The following is an 18,164-nucleotide window of genomic DNA, read 5'->3' on the forward strand; positions in this document are numbered from 1 at the left end:
TTCAATTGTTTACAATCCTTTTTTAAACCAATAGCGAGCTGTATTTGATGATCTATATGAGTAATATTCTCCTATACGACAATAAGTAGTAGCCATACTATCACGTTGTTTCAACCGCTCGGCACGTGCCACATCCGCTTTTAATTTTATCAATTCTTTCTGACTATAACCCAAAAGAGGCAGGCAACAAAAACTAATAAGAAATAATAGTGTTCTCATTGTATTCAAATATTAGTTTATCATGTATGCAAAAATAGCCAAAAAAGATAGAAATTATTAAGTGAATAATTTTTTATTGTATCTTTGCGCCTAATTATGAGACGAATTGTACTGACATATATACTCTTATCGTTTATAGGGATACTGGGCGTTCGTGCACAGAACACTCTTGACCCAATGAACAATCGTGACCGGTTTGGAAATCAGGTTGACCCCAATACTTTGCCGGACAACCTGGAAGATACCACCGGTGTGGAAATTCAAAGTATTGCACCCAAACTTTATCAATGGCAATTGAGTGAAACTTTAGGTGAACGTAAGATGATGCCGGCGGACACTACCAACCTCAATTTCCAGAATACGAACCTGGTGGAAGGCATGTTCGGACACTACAACTATTTAGGAAATTTGGGTTCACCACGTATGTCCCGCTTATTTTTTGAACGTCGTGACGATGAACCTACCATTTTCATGCAACCATTTTCAAGCTTCTTTATCCGTCCGGATGAAGTAAGATTCACAAATAGCAATGTCCCCTTTACCAATCTGACCTACTATAAAGCCGGAAGTAAAGTAAATGGTGAAGAACGCTTTAAATCGTACTTCTCCGTGAATGCCAATAAAAGACTGGCATTCGGTTTCAATTTTGACTATTTATATGGACGTGGTTACTATACAAACCAAGCAACTTCTCACTTCAACGCAGGATTATTTGCCAGTTATATAGGCGAAAAATACCAAATGCAAGCCGTATACAACAACTTTTTTCTAAAGATGAATGAAAACGGCGGTATTGCAGATGATCAATACATCACCCGTCCCGAAAACATGTCGGAAGGAAAAAAAGAATACGAGTCGTCCAATATACCTGTCAAGTTAGATAAACAAAGCCCGACTTCCAATCGTAATAAAGACTTTTATATCTATCTGACGCAACGCTATCGCCTTGGATTTAAACGTGATGTTACCAAAATAGAAAGCAGGCAAACGCAAAACAAAAAATTATTGGCAGATAGTACTTATGTAGCTCCCAAAGATACCATTACTACGGAAGAATTTGTGCCGGTCACTAGCTTTATCCACACTATTAAAGTGGAAAGGTCACGCCACCAATTCCGCACATCCAATGCGCCTGAAGGTTTTTTCCCTGAAAAATATTATATCAACAAGAGCAATAGCAACGACTCTACTACCGCTTTCAGCATAAAGAATGTATTTGGAGTAGCTTTGCTGGAAGGATTTAATAAATACGCTAAAGCAGGTTTGACCGCTTATATTTCACATAAGTTCAGTAGGTACGATTTAATGAATGTCGATACACTATCTGACATGCGTCGTATTCGTTATACAGAGCAAGAAGTATTTGTGGGCGGAGAACTGGCCAAGCGTGAAGGCAAAGTGCTACACTATAATGTGAATGGCGAAGTAGGCTTGCTAGACAAAGCTATAGGTCAATTCCGCGTGAATGGTAACTTGGATTTGAATTTCCGTCTTTTCAAAGATACAGTCAATTTCTATGCAAGAGGTTATATCAGTAATACTCTCCCTTCATTCTATATGCGTCATTATCATTCCAACTTTTATACTTGGGATAATGATAATATGGATAAAGAATTCCGCACACGTGTAGAAGGAGAACTGAATATTGATCGCTGGGGTACTAATCTGCGTGGTGGAGTAGAAAATATTAAAAACTATACATACTTCAATCAAAGTGCATTCCCCGAACAGAATGGTGGAAACATTCAAGTCCTCTCTGCTACACTGTCACAAAACTTCCGTTTGGGTATCCTCCATCTGGATAATGAAGTGACTTGGCAGAAGACGAGTAATGCAACAGTTCTTCCATTGCCAGAACTTTCGCTTTATCATAATCTCTACATACTTACTTCGCTTGCAAAGAAAGTACTAACTGTACAGTTGGGTGCTGATGTCAGATATTTCAGTAAATATAAGGCACCCGCTTACGCACCCGGTGTTCAACAATTCCACCTGCAACCTACAGACGATCAAGTAGAGATTGGAGGATATCCAATCGTAAATGTTTATGCTAATCTGCATCTGAAACGGACGCGCATCTTTGCTATGATGTACCACGTCAATGCAGGTATGGGAAATCGGAATTACTTCATGGTACCGCATTACCCCATCAACCCTCGCTTATTCAAGATTGGTGTTTCCTGGAATTTCTACGATTAATTCTTTCGAGATATGAATAAAGCCAAGCTATTAAAATACATTATCCTGGGAGTTGTTGCCGCTTTACTCGCTACTTTCTTTTTCAACAAGAAAGAGACTCCGCAGGGACACCCGAGGGATTATGCCGAAATTGCAGCAAGCGGTGTTATTCATGCCTCAACAGAATATAATTCAATAAGTTTCTATGTAGATGGCGATACTCTATCCGGTTTCCACTACGACTTGATTAAAGCTTTTGCCCGGGATCATAAACTAAAAGTAACTATTTCACCGGAAATGAGTTTTGATCAGCGGTTGGAAGGATTAGCCGAAGGGAAATTTGACGTGATAGCCTACGGATTACTTGCCATCAGTGAACTGAAAGATTCCTTGTTACTTACTACTCCCATAGTACTGAGCAAGCAAGTATTAGTACAGCGCAAAGCAACTTCCGACACAGATTCTTTATATATAAAAAGCCAGCTCGATTTGGCAGGAAAGACCTTGCATGTAGTTAAAGGTTCTCCCTCCATTCTCCGAATTCACAATCTTGGAAATGAAATAGGCGATACTATTTATATCAAAGAAGTAGATAAATATGGTTCTGAACAATTGATTTCATTAGTAGCACACGGTGACATCGATTATGCCGTATGCGACGAAAACATTGCGAGTGCCGTAGTCGACAGCATGCCTCAAATAGACATCAATACCGCTATCAGCTTCACACAATTTTATTCATGGGCAGTAAGCAAACAATCCCCCGTCCTTTTGGATAGTCTCAACACATGGTTGGAGAGGTTTAAGATGGAGAAAGAATTTAAGGAAATCTACGAGAAATACTATAAATAGTGATTAGTGGTTAGTGATTTGTTCATGTTATCTTTTAAACAAATCACAAATCACTAACCACTAATCATTACAGTGTCTCCACTTCTCTCAGCCACATCTCTGATGAAGCATCACTCGGCATTCTCCAATCTCCACGTGGACTGATAGAGATACTGCCTACCTTTGGTCCATCCGGTAAACAGGAACGTTTAAATTGCTGATTAAAGAATCGGCGGAAGAAGGTTTTCATCCATTTTTTGATGGTCTCCTCGTCGTAAGTACCATTGAAGGTACGTGTTGCAAGGAAAAATATCTTGGAAGGGCGGAAACCACAACGTAGAAAGTAATAGAGGAAGAAATCATGAAGTTCATAGGGTCCTACCAAATCTTCTGTAATCTGCTGAATATTTCCATTTTCATCGGCGGGTATAAGTTCAGGGCTGATAGGAGTATCTACAATATCAAGTAAGGTAGCACGTGAAGAATCATCCATGCCATTTTCTGCCACCCATTTCACCAAATGCTTGACTAAGGTTTTAGGAATACTTCCGTTTACTCCGTACATAGACATGTGGTCACCATTATAAGTAGCCCAGCCCAAAGCAAGTTCCGAAAGGTCACCGGTACCAATTACCATTCCCCAAGTCTGATTGGCAATATCCATCAAAATCTGGGTACGTTCCCGCGCTTGTGCATTCTCATAAACTACATCATGTACGTCGACATCATGGTTTATATCCTTGAAGTGCTGAACACATGCTTCTTTTATACTAACCTCGCGCACTGTAATTCCTAGAGAGTTCATTAAATTGATTGCATTGGTATAGGTACGGTCGGTTGTTCCAAAGCCCGGCATGGTCACTCCGATAATTCCTTTACGCGGCCATCCCAATTTATCAAAGGTCTTGACACAAACCAATAACGCCAATGTAGAATCCAGTCCACCGGAAATACCCACAACGGCACTCTTTGCTTGGGTATGTAACAATCGTTGTGCCAGTCCGGAAACTTGGATAGAAAACACTTCTTCACAACGTTCATCCAATGTAGGTCCCTGCGGTACAAACGGGTGGGGATCGAAAGTACGCGTCAGATTTAAATCCTTGCTATTAATATATTCCGTAGAAATACGCACAGGAAGCTGCGAAGCAGAATTCGCACGACAAGCAGCAAATGTAGTATTCACCCGGCGTTCTATGCGCAAGTGTTCCACATCAATATCGCTAATCACAACCTGCTCTTCAAACGAAAAACGTTTATTTGCTGCCAATAACGAGCCATTCTCATAAATTAATCCATTTCCGGCAAATACTACATCAGTAGTTGATTCGCCAAAGCCGCATGAACTGAAGACATAACCCGCAATACAACGAGCCGACTGCTGGCTAATAAGTGAACGCAAATAGCTATGCTTGCCAATACCTTCATTATCTGCCGAAAGATTGAACAATAATTCAGCTCCCTGCAATGCCAACTGAGAACTCGGTGGAATTGGCGCCCATAAGTCTTCACAAATTTCTATTCCGAACGTCGTATCTGCCGTATCAAATAACAGATTTCTTCCCATCGGTATTATTTGTCCGCAAAGGCGTACGCTAGTTTCAGACACTTCGGTAGCAGAAGTAAACCAACGTTTTTCATAAAATTCTTTATAATTAGGAAGATAAGTTTTAGGAATCACTCCCAGCACTTTACCTTTCTGAATGACAACTGCCGTATTTAGCAGAACACCATTCAAAGCAACCGGCATACCTAGTATGGAAATGATATCCATCTGACGTGTATTATTCAGTATCTGTATCAAACCCATTTCCGCCTCTTCAAGAAGAAGCTGCTGGGCAAAAAGGTCACCACAAGTATATCCGGTAATACACAACTCAGGAAATGCAATGATTTGCACACCTTTTCCGTCGGCAATAATTATTTCTTTTTCAATCTGTCCGGCATTGAACTTACAGTCCGCCACCTTAACACGGGGTACAGCCGCCGCTACTTTTACATATCCGTAGTTCATAAGGATGCTATTAGTTATTCGGTGACAAAAATACGGCAATTTATCAATAAACACAAAATAATCATCCTTTTCACTTTGAAGTTCAACGAATAACTAGTATTTTTATCAACTCAAATACACGGAATCTACTTTACCCTTATGGAGATATATCAACGCAAACTACTACTCACACTGTCGTTGCTTGTAGTAACATGCCTGACAGTATCGGCTAATAATAAAGACTATGCACTTATCTTGAATTCCATCAATCTGGAAGAAGGATGGGTGAAGAATTTTGATACGGAATTGAAAGAACGTTTTAAAACGGAAAAGGATCTGGAACTAAAAAGTTATTTTTTGTCTGTCCCCTTATTAAATAGTGAAGATGAAGTCAAGCAACTTCAAGAAAGAGTCTTAAAGACATATCCCATTCCCCCCAAAGTAGTATTGATCGTAGGTGATCCAGGATGGCTTGTTTGTGCTTCCCTCTTCGACGGGCCTTGGAAAAATATCCCTATCATCTTATGTTATTCGCGTAATAGGGTTCCGAAAGACCTCAACACCCTGTTAACCAAAGCTATATTAACAGACGACAATAGTATTCCTATTGAGGATTTCAACAAACGTTATAATATTACCGTACTAAGACAACCTTACTTTATTGAAGAAACCCTGAAGTTAATAAAACACCTTCAACCCGGGGTTAGCCGCATCGCCCTCATATCAGACTATCGCTATATCAGTGTAGTTACTCAAAACTCTATCAAAAAGATTATCAAGGAGAAGTATCCCACACTAACTTTTGAAAATTTATCATCCAGTACACTCAGTACCGAACAGCTATTAGATACATTGGGAAGCTATAACCAAGAAACCGGTGTCATATATTATTCTTGGATACGTCCATATACCAATAAAAACAGTTTCTATTTGTCCGACCATCTGAAGAAGGTACTTCCTACCTTCCTATCAACTCCTGTGTTTACATTGGCAGATCTGAATTTACATGAAAATCTTTATGCAGGCGGCTATTACATTTCTGCATCGGACTTTACTGATACAGCTATGTCTATTATTCATCGCGTCATAAATGGAGAAGCTGCCTCCTCTATTCCGTATCAAGATGGTGGTACTCCTCACACTTACCTCAATTACGCCGACTTACAATGGTGTAACATTCCCGAAAACTTATATCCCACTGATGCTATCTATTATTTCAAGCCACCCTCCTTTTACCAAAAATATGCAACATATATCTGGATGAGTTGTATTTTCACCCTATTGCTCATTGCCGTATACTTATATTTATCCAATCGTTCGAAAAATGCAGAAAGAAAAATAAAGAAAGAATTAATCAATGCCAAAGAACGCGCGGAAGAATCTGACAGATTAAAATCTGCATTCCTTGCCAACATGAGCCATGAAATCCGTACTCCACTCAATGCTATAGTAGGTTTTTCCAGCATACTTGCCGAAACAGCCGGCACCGCAGAAAATAAAGAATATATTCGTATCATTGAAAACAATAACCATTTGCTGTTACAACTCATCAATGATATTCTCGACCTCTCAAGAATAGAAGCAGGATCACTGGATTTTGAATATAGTAATGTAGATATCAATCATTGCCTTAAAGAACTTGCAAATGTTTTTTGCTTACGCATGCCGCCAAATGTAAAATGTCTCGTAGATACACCACTTACCGAATGTATCGTTTATATAGAGAAAAATCGTGTAATGCAGATACTAGGCAATTACATTTCCAATGCGATCAAATATACTACTAAAGGCAGTATTACCATTGGCTACTATTTACCTGAAAGTTATAAGCTACGCCTTTTTATCCGAGATACCGGATGTGGAATAGCTGCTGACAAATGCCAGTTAGTTTTTGAACGCTTCGTCAAACTGGACAGTTTCAAACAAGGAACCGGATTAGGACTATCAATCTGCCGAATGCTTGCCGAAAAAATGAATGCAACTGTCGGAGTAGATTCCAAAGTGGGTGAAGGGACCGAATTCTGGTTAGAACTACCCTATCAATTGCTAACCGAAACCTCCAATAGTTTTAATGAAAAGATAAAAACTTTTTCTTAATTTTGTTTGGCAAATCGGAAGAAGTGTCTATCTTTGCAAAAGAAATAAACTTGTAATTATTACAAGTTTGAATCATTAAAGAAATGAATGTAATAGAACAACTGCAAAATCATAACATAAAACCTTCCGTACAGCGTATAGCAATTATGGGATATTTGATGGAGCATCGTACACATCCTACAGTGGATGAAATATATACAGCATTATCTCCTTCTATCCCCACTCTTTCTAAAACAACTGTCTATAATACATTGAAGTTGTTGAGCGAACAAGGAGCAGCACAGACTCTGACTATTGATGAACGAAATACATGCTATGATGCAGATACCTCCACACATGCTCATTTCCTATGTAGACATTGCGGCAAAATTTATGATTTGAGCAATGATAATAATACCAAGAAGGTAGAAGACATGAATATGGATGGTCACGATGTACAAGAGATCCACTTTTATTATAAAGGGATTTGTAAACAGTGTATAGAAAACGAACGTTTGATTAAAATAAAGAATAACTAATTCAACTAATTTTTAAGAAAAATGAAAAAATTTAGATGTACTGTCTGCGGTTACGTATATGAAGGAGACGCAGCTCCTGAGAAATGTCCTTTGTGTAAAGCTCCTGCTAGCAAATTTGTTGAAGTTGAAGAAGCAAAAGCTGACGGTCCGTTGGTATTCGCTGACGAGCATGTTATCGGCGTAGCTAAAGGTTGCGACGACGAAATGATTAAAGACCTCAACAACCACTTCATGGGTGAATGTACTGAAGTTGGCATGTATTTGGCAATGAGCCGTCAGGCTGACCGTGAAGGTTATCCTGAGGTAGCAGAAGCTTTTAAACGTTATGCATGGGAAGAAGCAGAACATGCTTCAAGATTTGCTGAACTGTTGGGCGACTGTGTATGGGACACCAAAACTAACCTTGAAAAAAGAATGAATGCTGAATCCGGCGCTTGCGAAGACAAAAAGCGTATTGCTACACGTGCAAAAGCTTTGAACCTCGATGCTATTCATGATACAGTTCATGAAATGGCTAAGGATGAAGCTCGTCATGGTAAAGGTTTTGAAGGTTTGTACAACCGCTACTTCAAGAAATAATCAGATTACATAGTAATGAAAAGGAAGGGACTGCTATTTATAGTAAGTCCCTTTTTTATTATGAGTTATTAGTTATAACTTTTTTTGTTTTCTCATGTCACGTTCTTGTTTCTCATTCGTCTTATCTGTGTAAATGGAACTCAAACAATTCAAAATAACCGTTCTTCCACTACGTGCCAAGTTACTGAATTACGCACGTAAGTTAACCGACGAACCGGAAGATGCAGAAGATGCCATTCAAGAAGTACTGCTCAAGCTATGGAACAAAAGACTTGAGCTGGAACAATACCGAAGCATTGAAGCATTTGCCATGACGTTGACACATAACCTCTGTATGGATATGTGGCGAAGCAAGCGCACCAACAATCTGTCACTGGATGTTGTACAGGCCGTTGCTCCTACCGGAACACCGGAACGATTATTAGAGATTAAAGATGAAATCCGCTTGATGCACGAAATCATAGATTCGTTACCCCCACTTCAGCGCACCATTATGCGAATGAAAGATATAGAGGAGTACGAAACAGATGAAATCGCAGAGATTACCGGCTGCGGAGCAGAAGCGATTCGCAGCAATTTGTCAAGAGCCAGAAAAAAGGTAAGAGACATTTATCTACAAACTATACAAGAAAGGAAAAGGAGAAATGAGCCATGAAGATAGATGAACTATTAAATAAATATTTTGAAGGAGAGACTTCTTGCGAAGAAGAACGCGAATTGCGCCGTTACTTCACGGAAGCTAATGCAATACCGGAGCATTTGCAAATGTACCGTCCACTATTTGCTTGTCTGGATAAAGAGGCCAAAGCACATCAATCTCTTCCCCAAGAAGCTGAGAATAAAAAGGCTAAGACAAGGCATCTCATTCCCCGTCGCCTATATTATACTATAGGTAGTATAGCAGCCGGATTACTTATACTTGTTGGTATAGCCAATCTTTATCAGCAAATAGCAGTCACTCCGACCGACTATGTCGTTATTAACGGTAAACGCTACACCGATGCCAAGACTATACATGAACAGGCTCTTTCCGCCTTTCAGGATGTAAGTATGAGTCAAGAGGAAGTTCTTGAGTTAATGTTTGAATAATAAAGGACCAATAGATATGTTTATGAAAAAACTTATTCGCACCACATTATGCTGCCTATTGCTACTATGTAGTACTACTGCCCTATACGCCCAACAGGGGCTACAGATAGCCACTATATTCCAGAAATACGGCAATCAGAAAGGAGCTACTTATGTAGAACTCTCCAAAATGTTATCGAAAGAATGGGACATAACCCATTACAAAAGCCTGAAACTGGACAAAGCAGCAAAAGCATTACCGGACATCTATCAATGCCTGGAAGCTGATAAACAAAACGCAAAGAAAATAAAAGAAGTAATAACTAACGGTGAAATACAGTCCGGTTATTATCAACTTCCGGCGCTCAAAGGAAATATCAACCGATTTATCCTTTTCCGTAATGGCAAGAAAGGAGACGCAACACTTATCTATATCGAAGGCGAGATAGACAGTGATGATCTTGTCACCCTGATGTTCAGTAAAGAATAAAATTCCTGAACTATATAAAGTAGTCTATTATCAATTAAACAAATAAAGTTATGAAACACATGTTTTTATTATTTCTCCTCATGACTTCTCTATCAGTCATGGCTCAAGAAAGTATTCCACAAGACACGACCATCTATCTGAATGGACGAAAAATGATTATCCGGGAAAACAATGGAAAGATCAAAGTGAAAATGTATGAAGCAAAAACAGAAAACGACACCATTGAGAATGCCCAAGTCTTTGAAGGTGTCTATCTGGATGGGCGCAGCATTGAGCGCACTACCACAGTTTCCGTCCCCTTTGTGAAGAAAAAAAAAGGATTCTATTCTTTCGACCCGCATTATCCTGCTATCTATTTCGGTTTTAATAAATTAGGCGGACAAGCATTTCGCTATTCAGCAGAAGTACCGCAAATCGGAACTAAATCATGGGAATGGGGCATCAATCCTTTCTCAGGAGGTATAGCCATCACAAGAGACAATCACTGGGGAATAACCTCTGCATTAGGACTTGCACGCATGGTTTACAAATTGGATAACAACTATGGCTTTGAGAAGATTGACGGTATCACAGTTTGTCAACCGGCAGCAGAAGGAATTGAATATAAAAAAAGCTGGTTGAGATACTGGGCATTCCGAGTACCCGTTAGTTTGGAATGGCAAACAAAGTTTGGTAGCAGTCGTGCCTTTATTACTGCTGGTGTAGAAGCAGAATGGCGTGTTGGTATTAAATCACGAGCAAAATATGATGGTGACAAGCATACCCTTAGTAGTAATCTGAATGCAAATCCATTAGGACTTAACATGCTGCTGCAAGCCGGCTATGGTAGCTTTGCATTTAACGCCCGTTTCGCACTCACTCCGTTATTTGAAAAGAATAAAGGACCTGAACTATATCCTGCATCATTAGGTATTGGATGGTATTGGTAATTTACCAATCATTTAAATCATATAAACTTATACCCCTTTCGTATCTCTGTATTCCCAAATTCATAAGGGATAGAGAACGAAAGGGGTATTTCTTAAAAATTATTTGCAATAAAAGAAGTTTTGTTAGAAACGTACACCTAATGTTAGTAAAACCTGACTACGAGTATTAGTAACCTTAGTCACCGCCGGTCTTTCATTAGAGAATGCAAAAGGATAAAAATCTGCTTTCTGAGTAGAATACTTATAGGCTAAATCGGCATAGAACAATGAACCTCTATAACCAATACCCAATGTATAATTACTCAATGACTTAGCATTAGCAAAATCAGTATCCGTATTAATTGAATTCTCAGGAAGTACTTTTACAGCATCATCCTTATAGGCTGTAGAAGAATAATTGTAACCTAGACGAAAAGCAAACTGAGGGATTACCTTATACTCCGCTCCTAAACGGAAAGTATGCATTCCTTTTAGAGTCTGCTTCACTTGATTACTTTCAAAATCTATCTGCCCACCTTCAGGATAGTAAAATTTCATAGAAGACATATCTTCATACTCATATTCGGCACCCAAAGCCAAACTACTCCCCACGGTGTAACCCAAGCTAACATTATACTTCCACGGGGTATTCAAATCAAATTCGCGCTTCATATCATTGTCATACAATTGATAATAAGTGTCGGCCTTATAATGTTCCTGAGTTTCTTGTCCAGTTTCAAGATCTGTATACCAAAGATTTGACTGCAACACAGCACTGGTTCTATAGGTCAGACTATAAAAAGTCGGAGTATGAATAGCTAATCCAAAACGTAGCGGAGAGTCTTCAAAAGGACGGGCAATTATACCTAATTTAGCATTCCAGCCTATACCTTTAATACTATTCTCACTAGTAAGACTATAATCATCGTCATTTCCCAAATCTTCTGCATAAAAATAAGATTTATGGTAGTTTACGTCGGATGCACCTAAAGTAAAGCCAATGTAAACACGATCTTGAATATTGAAAGATACATTAAAATCATAATTATCAATACCTCCACGTTCTACACCACGATAATTAACATAAGGCTTAGTAGGATAATTAACAAAAGGCGAGTTATCATCACCCATCTCTATTAGTCCTGTATCAAAACCGAGAGCAGCTAACCAACCTACACGTTCATCATCATAAGGGTTAAGATCTTTATCTACTATTTCAGCAAGATCTGTACCACCAAAAAACATATTATTCGCTTGATTTACCATCAAATCCGTTTGCGAGAATCCCATTTGTCCCGCCATTGTAGTGGTGCGATTAAAAGTTTTTGCCTTTCGATAATTAAAACCGAAATTTACATAACGCAACGCTGTCTGATTACCAATCTTTGTAGAAATTACAATACCAGCATTATCAAGATTCCAACGGTTCCGGTTTGAATTGAAGGTTTGTCCACCTATCTTGCTATCAACGCCTATACTTGAATAGCCAAAGGTAAGCATTGCATCATTGCTACGATAAATTCCTATACCTGCAGGATTTGTACCCATGGTAGAAATATCTCCGCCTAATGCTCCCATAGCTCCACCCATTCCCACAAAGCGAGCTGTACCATTCAGGTCAGTTGTTGCAATATTGCCGGCATCGTATGCCGATTGCGCCCCTACACTTACACTTGCAAGCACAGCAAGGGCTATCAATGTTATTTTCTTTCTCATAATTTGACCTTTTTAGTTAAATATATACCATCATCTTCTGCGGGAAGAACCACCGCCTCCACCACCACTGGAACGGCTTGATCCACCACCGGAAGAGCTACCACCGGAAGACCGTGTACTACTGCCGGAAGAGAAACTTGAAGAAGAACGAGTATTAGTGCTACTATTATTATTATATGAACGTCTGCTACCTTCGTTAGAATAGCTACGTGAAGGTGTGGCTGACGAACCTCTGTTGTAAGTAGAAGCGGAACTCCTGCGAGTAGAAGTACCAGTAGGTGAAGTAGAAGAAGAACCTGTTCTAACTCCACTGCTACGACGAACACCTTCTACAGTACCGTTATTATAAGAACTGCTACGTGTACTACTCGGGCGAGTATATGTCGAACGGCGGGTAGAAGATGCATCCGTACGGGTTGATACTCCAGAACGTGTTGAAGCAGAACGTGTACCTACCACGCGGCGAGTTGTTTCACCCGAACTACGACGTACAGTTGTACCTGAATTACCTACAGAGCTACGGCGTACAGTTTGTCCACCATTCACAGCACTACCCGAAGAACGGCGAGTTGTACTACCTACACTGTTCCGAGTTGAATAAGATGGTCCTGTAGAACGACGATTGGTATAAACGCTACCGCGTCCCCAGTTACTACCGCCTCCCCAGTGTCCACCACCAGGATACCATCCGCTACCGGGATAGTGGTGATGATGATGGTGTCCCCATCCATACCAGCCACCGCCGTACCAGCCGCCCCAACCGAAGCCCCAGCTAGGACCATACCAGTTGTTCCAACCATATCCATAATTAGGATAGCCACCCCATCCGTAGGAGTTATAACGCCAATCCCACCATAAACGATTGCTAAACGTTGGGAATGCATAAGCATACATACCGTCGCTATATACGTTCCAGTCCCAAGAGTTCAGACCATAAACAACATCCCAATAAAGCGGGCTGCTGATACTGATGGCATAACGTGGATTACGAAAACGAATAATACGGGTAGCATATTCGTAATCGTCCTGTGAACCATCAAATTGACCATTCACCCATTCACCATCCAGACCGGGTTCGGATTTCTCTTCAATATATAACGTATCATCTTCCATGACAAAATCATTATCACGGGAGTCGAAACGACGATTATATTCGTCTATATCACGAGTATTTCCTTTACGGTCTTTCACTACAACGGTCGTGTTACCCACTGATGAAGTAACAACTGTTGTTGACGGTCTATTTGACTTCACCACGACTTCTTCTACCGCAGTCTTTTTCTTCTCCTGCTTCACTTCCTCCTTCTTTTTGGAAGGCACGTAGTAAAGGTCGTCATCCACACTCTGTGCCGAAAGTGTCCACGGAAGGCACAAGGCGAAAAGCGATAAAAAAACAATCTTTTTCATATTCGTTGAGTTTATGTGTTTACAACTATGTATTTTCCTACGCCACAAAGATAACGCCGTAATTTACTCCATCGAACAGATTTTCCCGATAGATTTGTAGGGAATCCCCTAAATACACTACCTTTAAATAAAGTAGGCTGCATTTCAGAAATGCAATTTCAAGTAAACTTGATTGTATTCCTCTCAATTTGCACTACCTTTGTACGCAATTAAACAAATATACGCAGAAATAGGTTTGCCGCCTACGGTAAGCATCTGCATTTAACAAACAATCATATTCCAATGAAATATTTAGAATTTACCTTCCGTACTACTCCTTGTACTGAGATCGCAAACGACGTACTTTCCGCTGTTCTAGGCGAAGTAGGTTTTGAAAGTTTTGTTGAACAAGCTGATGGAATATCCGCCTATATACAAACGAACTTATACAAGGAATCAGCTTTAAAAGAAGCTCTTGCCGACTTCCCGTTACCTGATACGAAAATAGAATACAATTATCAGGAAGCAGAAGACAAAGACTGGAATGAAGAATGGGAAAAGAATTTCTTCCAGCCCATCGTCATCGGTGACCGTTGTGTGATTCACAGTACCTTTCACAAAGATGTACCCCATGCTAAATACGATATTGTAATCAATCCACAAATGGCGTTTGGAACAGGTCATCATGAGACAACCAGCCTTATCATCAGCGAACTATTGGATAGTGACCTTCAAGGGAAATCACTTCTCGACATGGGCTGCGGGACTTCTATTCTCGCTATCCTTGCCCGTATGCGCGGAGCTGCTCCCTGTACGGCTATCGACATAGACGAATGGTGCGTACGCAATTCTATCGAGAACATAAAACTGAACAATGTTGACAATATAGCTGTTTCGCAAGGAGATGCTTCGTCATTGGAAGGAAAAGGTCCATTCGATATAGTGATTGCCAATATTAACCGTAATATACTATTGAATGACATGAAGCAGTATATACGTTGTATGCACCCGGGTTCAGAGCTTTATATGAGCGGTTTCTATGTAGATGATATCCCCGTTATTCTGGCAGAAGCCGAACGCAACGGATTACAATTTGTACATCATCAGGAAAAGAACCGCTGGGCAGCAGTTAAACTACTCGTCCCTTAATGCCTCCACCGGTAAATCATTAGAAGAAGACATCAGTTACCTCATAGCATCACACTCTTTACACTATGGAGTAAAGGTGTTTACACTACTAGGTAACGACCGTTACATTACGAGGTAAAGGTCGTTACATTATGAGGTAATGGCATTTACATTAGTATGTAATAGATATGTAAATAGAACACATTGATAATTAGACATATCGCATATCAATTCTCATTATAAGAAAACACAATAATGACTATTTGTGCTGGCAGTGCTGGCAAAATAATTATTTTTGCAGAGTGAGTGCCTGCAATTCTTCTAATGTGCCGTTGAATACATTCAAGTCGACTTCTTTCTCAATGCCGGGCACATTACCTACATCGGTATGCTGCCAGAAGTGCCATTTGTTTTCGTATTTCACGGAATCTACGTAGTAATGGGCTATCCAATAAGGATATTTGCTGAAAATAGAGTCGCTAAGGTAGCGCAATTTGAATTTATAAGAAGTATAAAGGATAGGTTTCACCCCATAATGAGCCTCTACCCTATCAAGCCATGTCTTAACGGCTATTTTTAATTCCTTATCTGATTTCTTACCGGTGGTTTCTACATCGAGCACCGGAGGCAGATCACCTTTAGCAAGCTGTACCGTACGGATAAAGAAATCGGCTTGCTTGCGTGCATCAGTTTTAGGAATAAAATAATGGTAAGCACCGCGGATAAAACCATGCTTGCGTGCCTGACCAAAGTTTTGTGAAAATGTATCATCTCCATGATCACCGCCTTCGGTAGCTTTCATAAAGATAAAGTGAAGAGGAAATCGGACATCTTTATTGTTTGCCAGCTTTTCCCAGTCAATGTCTCCCTGATAGTGGGATACATCTAGGCCATGTATATCATACTCCGTAGGCATACATACACCATAACCTTTCTCACCATGACAAGGTTTCCAGCGATAAGCGTACGGACGGATGAAGAACCAATAAAATCCGGCCGAAAAAACAAGAACGATACAGATAGCCAAGATATTGCGCAACCACGTGGGCATGGTGTGCACTTTCTTATTCTTCTTGTTTCGTGTAGAAGGAGTGCGACGAACAGCAGATTTACGACGGGTATTTGTATGGGGTTTAGCAGGCATATAAGCGTATAGTTAAAAGAAGAACACAAATTACGCAAATTACACAAAATAGAATTTGCGTAATTCAGGTAATTTGTGTCCTATATCTACAATTGGTTACAAGATTTACTTACCTTGTTCCAATTGCAAAGTCTTAGTCGGCTGGTCACAAACTTCTGTAGGACCGAAGTACTGGATAGGACCCGGATATACATAGTCTGTTTTCATAGCCCAACATTCACGTTTTGCTGCGAATGTTTTGAAAGGAGCACCATCCAGTTTCACCAAAGCTTTCTGGATAACCGGTTTCATTTCGCCGTGACGACGTTCCATGTTCATCATCATTGTGATGGGCACACCGCCAGCAATCCATTCGGCAGCAGGAGCAGTGGTATTGCGTACAGAAGACATATAACCAGTCTTGCCGTTAGCAATCAACATAGATGCTGTGAATCCCAGTGAGTAGCAGTAGTCAGCATCGTAGTTTGACGGAGCTGCACAACGTCCTTCGTAACCGAAGAAGTGGTGCTGAGCTGCAAACTTACCGGTGAACTTACCGTCTTCTTTCCATTGAGCCAACTTCGTACCTACCATTTCTGAAAGCAACTTTTCAGTTTCGATCAATGATACCTGTACGTTTCCGTGCGGGTCACGATCCAATGACAACTGACGAGCTACTGTCTCGGGCAAACTTGCATAAATTGCAGAGTTTTCCGGAGAGAGTTTACGGATGATATAGTCACGTTGGTGTGATTTCTTGATTTGAGCAAATTCTTCTGCGTTAGCAGCAAGGAAGTCGTTCAACTCAGAAATCAGACGCTTCATGGCAGGAATAAATTCTACCAGACCTTCGGGGATAAGAACTGTACCAAAGTTGTTGCCTTCAGCAGCACGATTGGCTACACACTGAGCGATGTAAGTTACTACATCATCCAAAGACATATCCTTTGATTCAACTTCTTCAGAGATGATACATACGTTAGGTTGTACCTGCAAAGCACATTCCAGTGCGATGTGAGAAGCCGAACGACCCATCAATTTGATGAAGTGCCAGTATTTGCGGGCAGAGTTACAGTCGCGTTGGATATTACCGATTACTTCAGAGTAAACCTTACAAGCGGTATCGAAACCGAAAGAAGTCTCGATCATTTCGTTCTTCAAGTCACCGTCGATAGTCTTCGGACAACCGATCACCTGTACGCCGGCGTTGATAGCTGCATAGTATTCAGCCAATACACAAGCATTCGTGTTAGAGTCATCACCACCGATAATTACCAATGCAGAGATACCCAATTGGTTAAGGATTTCAAGACCTTTGTCGAACTGTTCTTTTGTTTCCAGCTTTGTACGTCCTGAACCGATGATATCGAAACCACCAGTGTTACGATATTCATCAATGATATCAGAAGTCAATTCCATGTAGTTGTGGTCAACCAAGCCACCAGGGCCAAGGATGAAACCAAACAGTTTGCTATCTGCATTCAGCTTCTTGATACCATCAAAAAGACCTGAAATCACATTATGTCCACCCGGTGCTTGTCCTCCTGAAAGGATTACACCTACATTGATAGCAGGACAATTCACATTCTCGTCTGTAGCTTCGAACTTAATCAAAGGCATACCGTACGTATTAGGGAAAAGTTTCTGAATCGCTTCCTGGTCAGCAACAGATTGAGTAGCAGCGCCGATAGTGGCTTTTACGTTTGCTTTCAATGCTGCGGGAAGTTTGGGCTGATAAGCAGCCCTTGCAATTTGCAATGCACTTTTAGTCATTTCTCTTAAATATTTAAAGATGTTAGTAAAGTTCCTTCTAAAAAGCGTCGCAAATTTCGTCTTTTTTCAGAAGATATGCAAACAGGAACAGTGAAATAATATGAGAAATGGTAATTTATCACTTTTCTGCAAAAAAAATAAGAGATAAAGTATGGTA

General features: G+C 40.2%; 16 protein-coding genes. 10 read left to right on the forward strand and 6 right to left on the reverse strand.

Annotated features, from left to right (window positions below):
* Positions 1-9: 9 nt before the first annotated feature.
* Positions 10-219 carry a hypothetical protein gene (locus Q1W14_RS06050; RefSeq protein ID WP_300699921.1) on the reverse strand — a complete coding sequence of 70 codons (210 nt, stop codon included), beginning with the start codon at positions 217-219 and terminating at the stop codon, positions 10-12.
* A 96-nt stretch (positions 220-315) separates the two neighbouring features.
* Between Q1W14_RS06050 and Q1W14_RS06055 the strand changes: the two genes are divergently transcribed.
* Both Q1W14_RS06055 and Q1W14_RS06060 read left to right on the forward strand, forming a co-directional pair.
* Positions 316-2,418, forward strand: coding sequence for a putative porin (locus Q1W14_RS06055; protein ID WP_300699922.1), 2,103 nt, complete (start codon positions 316-318; stop codon positions 2,416-2,418).
* 12 nt (positions 2,419-2,430) lie between these two features.
* Positions 2,431-3,249, forward strand: coding sequence for a transporter substrate-binding domain-containing protein (locus Q1W14_RS06060; RefSeq protein WP_300699923.1), 819 nt, complete (start codon positions 2,431-2,433; stop codon positions 3,247-3,249).
* 67 nt (positions 3,250-3,316) lie between these two features.
* On the opposite strand, the gene Q1W14_RS06065 is transcribed toward Q1W14_RS06060, so the two are convergent.
* On the reverse strand, positions 3,317-5,242 hold the full coding sequence (locus tag Q1W14_RS06065; protein WP_300699924.1) for an NAD(+) synthase: 1,926 nt from the start codon (positions 5,240-5,242) through the stop codon (positions 3,317-3,319).
* Between the two features lie 138 nt (positions 5,243-5,380).
* Between Q1W14_RS06065 and Q1W14_RS06070 the strand changes: the two genes are divergently transcribed.
* The 7 genes from Q1W14_RS06070 to Q1W14_RS06100 all read left to right on the forward strand — a co-directional run bounded on the left by Q1W14_RS06070 (position 5,381) and on the right by Q1W14_RS06100 (position 10,902).
* Entirely contained in the window at positions 5,381-7,318 is a 1,938-nt protein-coding gene (locus Q1W14_RS06070; RefSeq protein WP_300699925.1) for an ATP-binding protein, read from the forward strand.
* An 83-nt stretch (positions 7,319-7,401) separates the two neighbouring features.
* Entirely contained in the window at positions 7,402-7,836 is a 435-nt protein-coding gene (locus tag Q1W14_RS06075) for a Fur family transcriptional regulator (protein ID WP_300699927.1), read from the forward strand.
* A gap of 21 nt (positions 7,837-7,857) precedes the next feature.
* Positions 7,858-8,415 carry an NADH peroxidase gene (locus Q1W14_RS06080; protein WP_300699928.1) on the forward strand — a complete coding sequence of 186 codons (558 nt, stop codon included), beginning with the start codon at positions 7,858-7,860 and terminating at the stop codon, positions 8,413-8,415.
* A gap of 133 nt (positions 8,416-8,548) precedes the next feature.
* Positions 8,549-9,070, forward strand: a complete 522-nt coding sequence (locus Q1W14_RS06085) for a sigma-70 family RNA polymerase sigma factor (RefSeq protein ID WP_300699930.1) — start codon at positions 8,549-8,551, stop codon at positions 9,068-9,070.
* Positions 9,067-9,504 (forward strand): hypothetical protein, encoded by a 438-nt coding sequence (locus Q1W14_RS06090; RefSeq protein ID WP_300699932.1) that lies wholly within the window; start codon positions 9,067-9,069, stop codon positions 9,502-9,504. Before Q1W14_RS06085 ends, Q1W14_RS06090 begins: the two co-directional genes overlap by 4 nt.
* Before the next feature lie 22 nt (positions 9,505-9,526).
* Entirely contained in the window at positions 9,527-9,973 is a 447-nt protein-coding gene (locus tag Q1W14_RS06095) for a DUF6108 family protein (RefSeq protein WP_300699934.1), read from the forward strand.
* A 50-nt stretch (positions 9,974-10,023) separates the two neighbouring features.
* Positions 10,024-10,902, forward strand: a complete 879-nt coding sequence (locus Q1W14_RS06100; protein ID WP_300699936.1) for a hypothetical protein — start codon at positions 10,024-10,026, stop codon at positions 10,900-10,902.
* A gap of 123 nt (positions 10,903-11,025) precedes the next feature.
* On the opposite strand, the gene Q1W14_RS06105 is transcribed toward Q1W14_RS06100, so the two are convergent.
* Positions 11,026-12,597, reverse strand: a complete 1,572-nt coding sequence (locus Q1W14_RS06105; RefSeq protein WP_300699937.1) for a TonB-dependent receptor — start codon at positions 12,595-12,597, stop codon at positions 11,026-11,028.
* 30 nt (positions 12,598-12,627) lie between these two features.
* A complete protein-coding gene (locus tag Q1W14_RS06110) occupies positions 12,628-14,004 on the reverse strand; it encodes a hypothetical protein (RefSeq protein ID WP_300699939.1) in 1,377 nt (458 codons plus the stop codon).
* 282 nt (positions 14,005-14,286) lie between these two features.
* Here Q1W14_RS06110 and prmA point away from each other — a divergent pair, with 282 nt between their 5' ends.
* Positions 14,287-15,132, forward strand: a complete 846-nt coding sequence (prmA, locus tag Q1W14_RS06115) for a 50S ribosomal protein L11 methyltransferase (RefSeq protein ID WP_300699941.1) — start codon at positions 14,287-14,289, stop codon at positions 15,130-15,132.
* A 268-nt stretch (positions 15,133-15,400) separates the two neighbouring features.
* On the opposite strand, the gene Q1W14_RS06120 is transcribed toward prmA, so the two are convergent.
* Both Q1W14_RS06120 and Q1W14_RS06125 read right to left on the reverse strand, forming a co-directional pair.
* Positions 15,401-16,255, reverse strand: a complete 855-nt coding sequence (locus Q1W14_RS06120) for a glycoside hydrolase family 25 protein (RefSeq protein ID WP_300699942.1) — start codon at positions 16,253-16,255, stop codon at positions 15,401-15,403.
* 105 nt (positions 16,256-16,360) lie between these two features.
* Positions 16,361-18,007 (reverse strand): diphosphate--fructose-6-phosphate 1-phosphotransferase, encoded by a 1,647-nt coding sequence (locus Q1W14_RS06125; RefSeq protein ID WP_300699944.1) that lies wholly within the window; start codon positions 18,005-18,007, stop codon positions 16,361-16,363.
* Positions 18,008-18,164: the final 157 nt, after the last annotated feature.

It is taken from the genome of Bacteroides sp., assembly GCF_030151085.1.
In the GTDB taxonomy this organism is placed as follows: Bacteria; Bacteroidota; Bacteroidia; order Bacteroidales; family Bacteroidaceae; genus Bacteroides.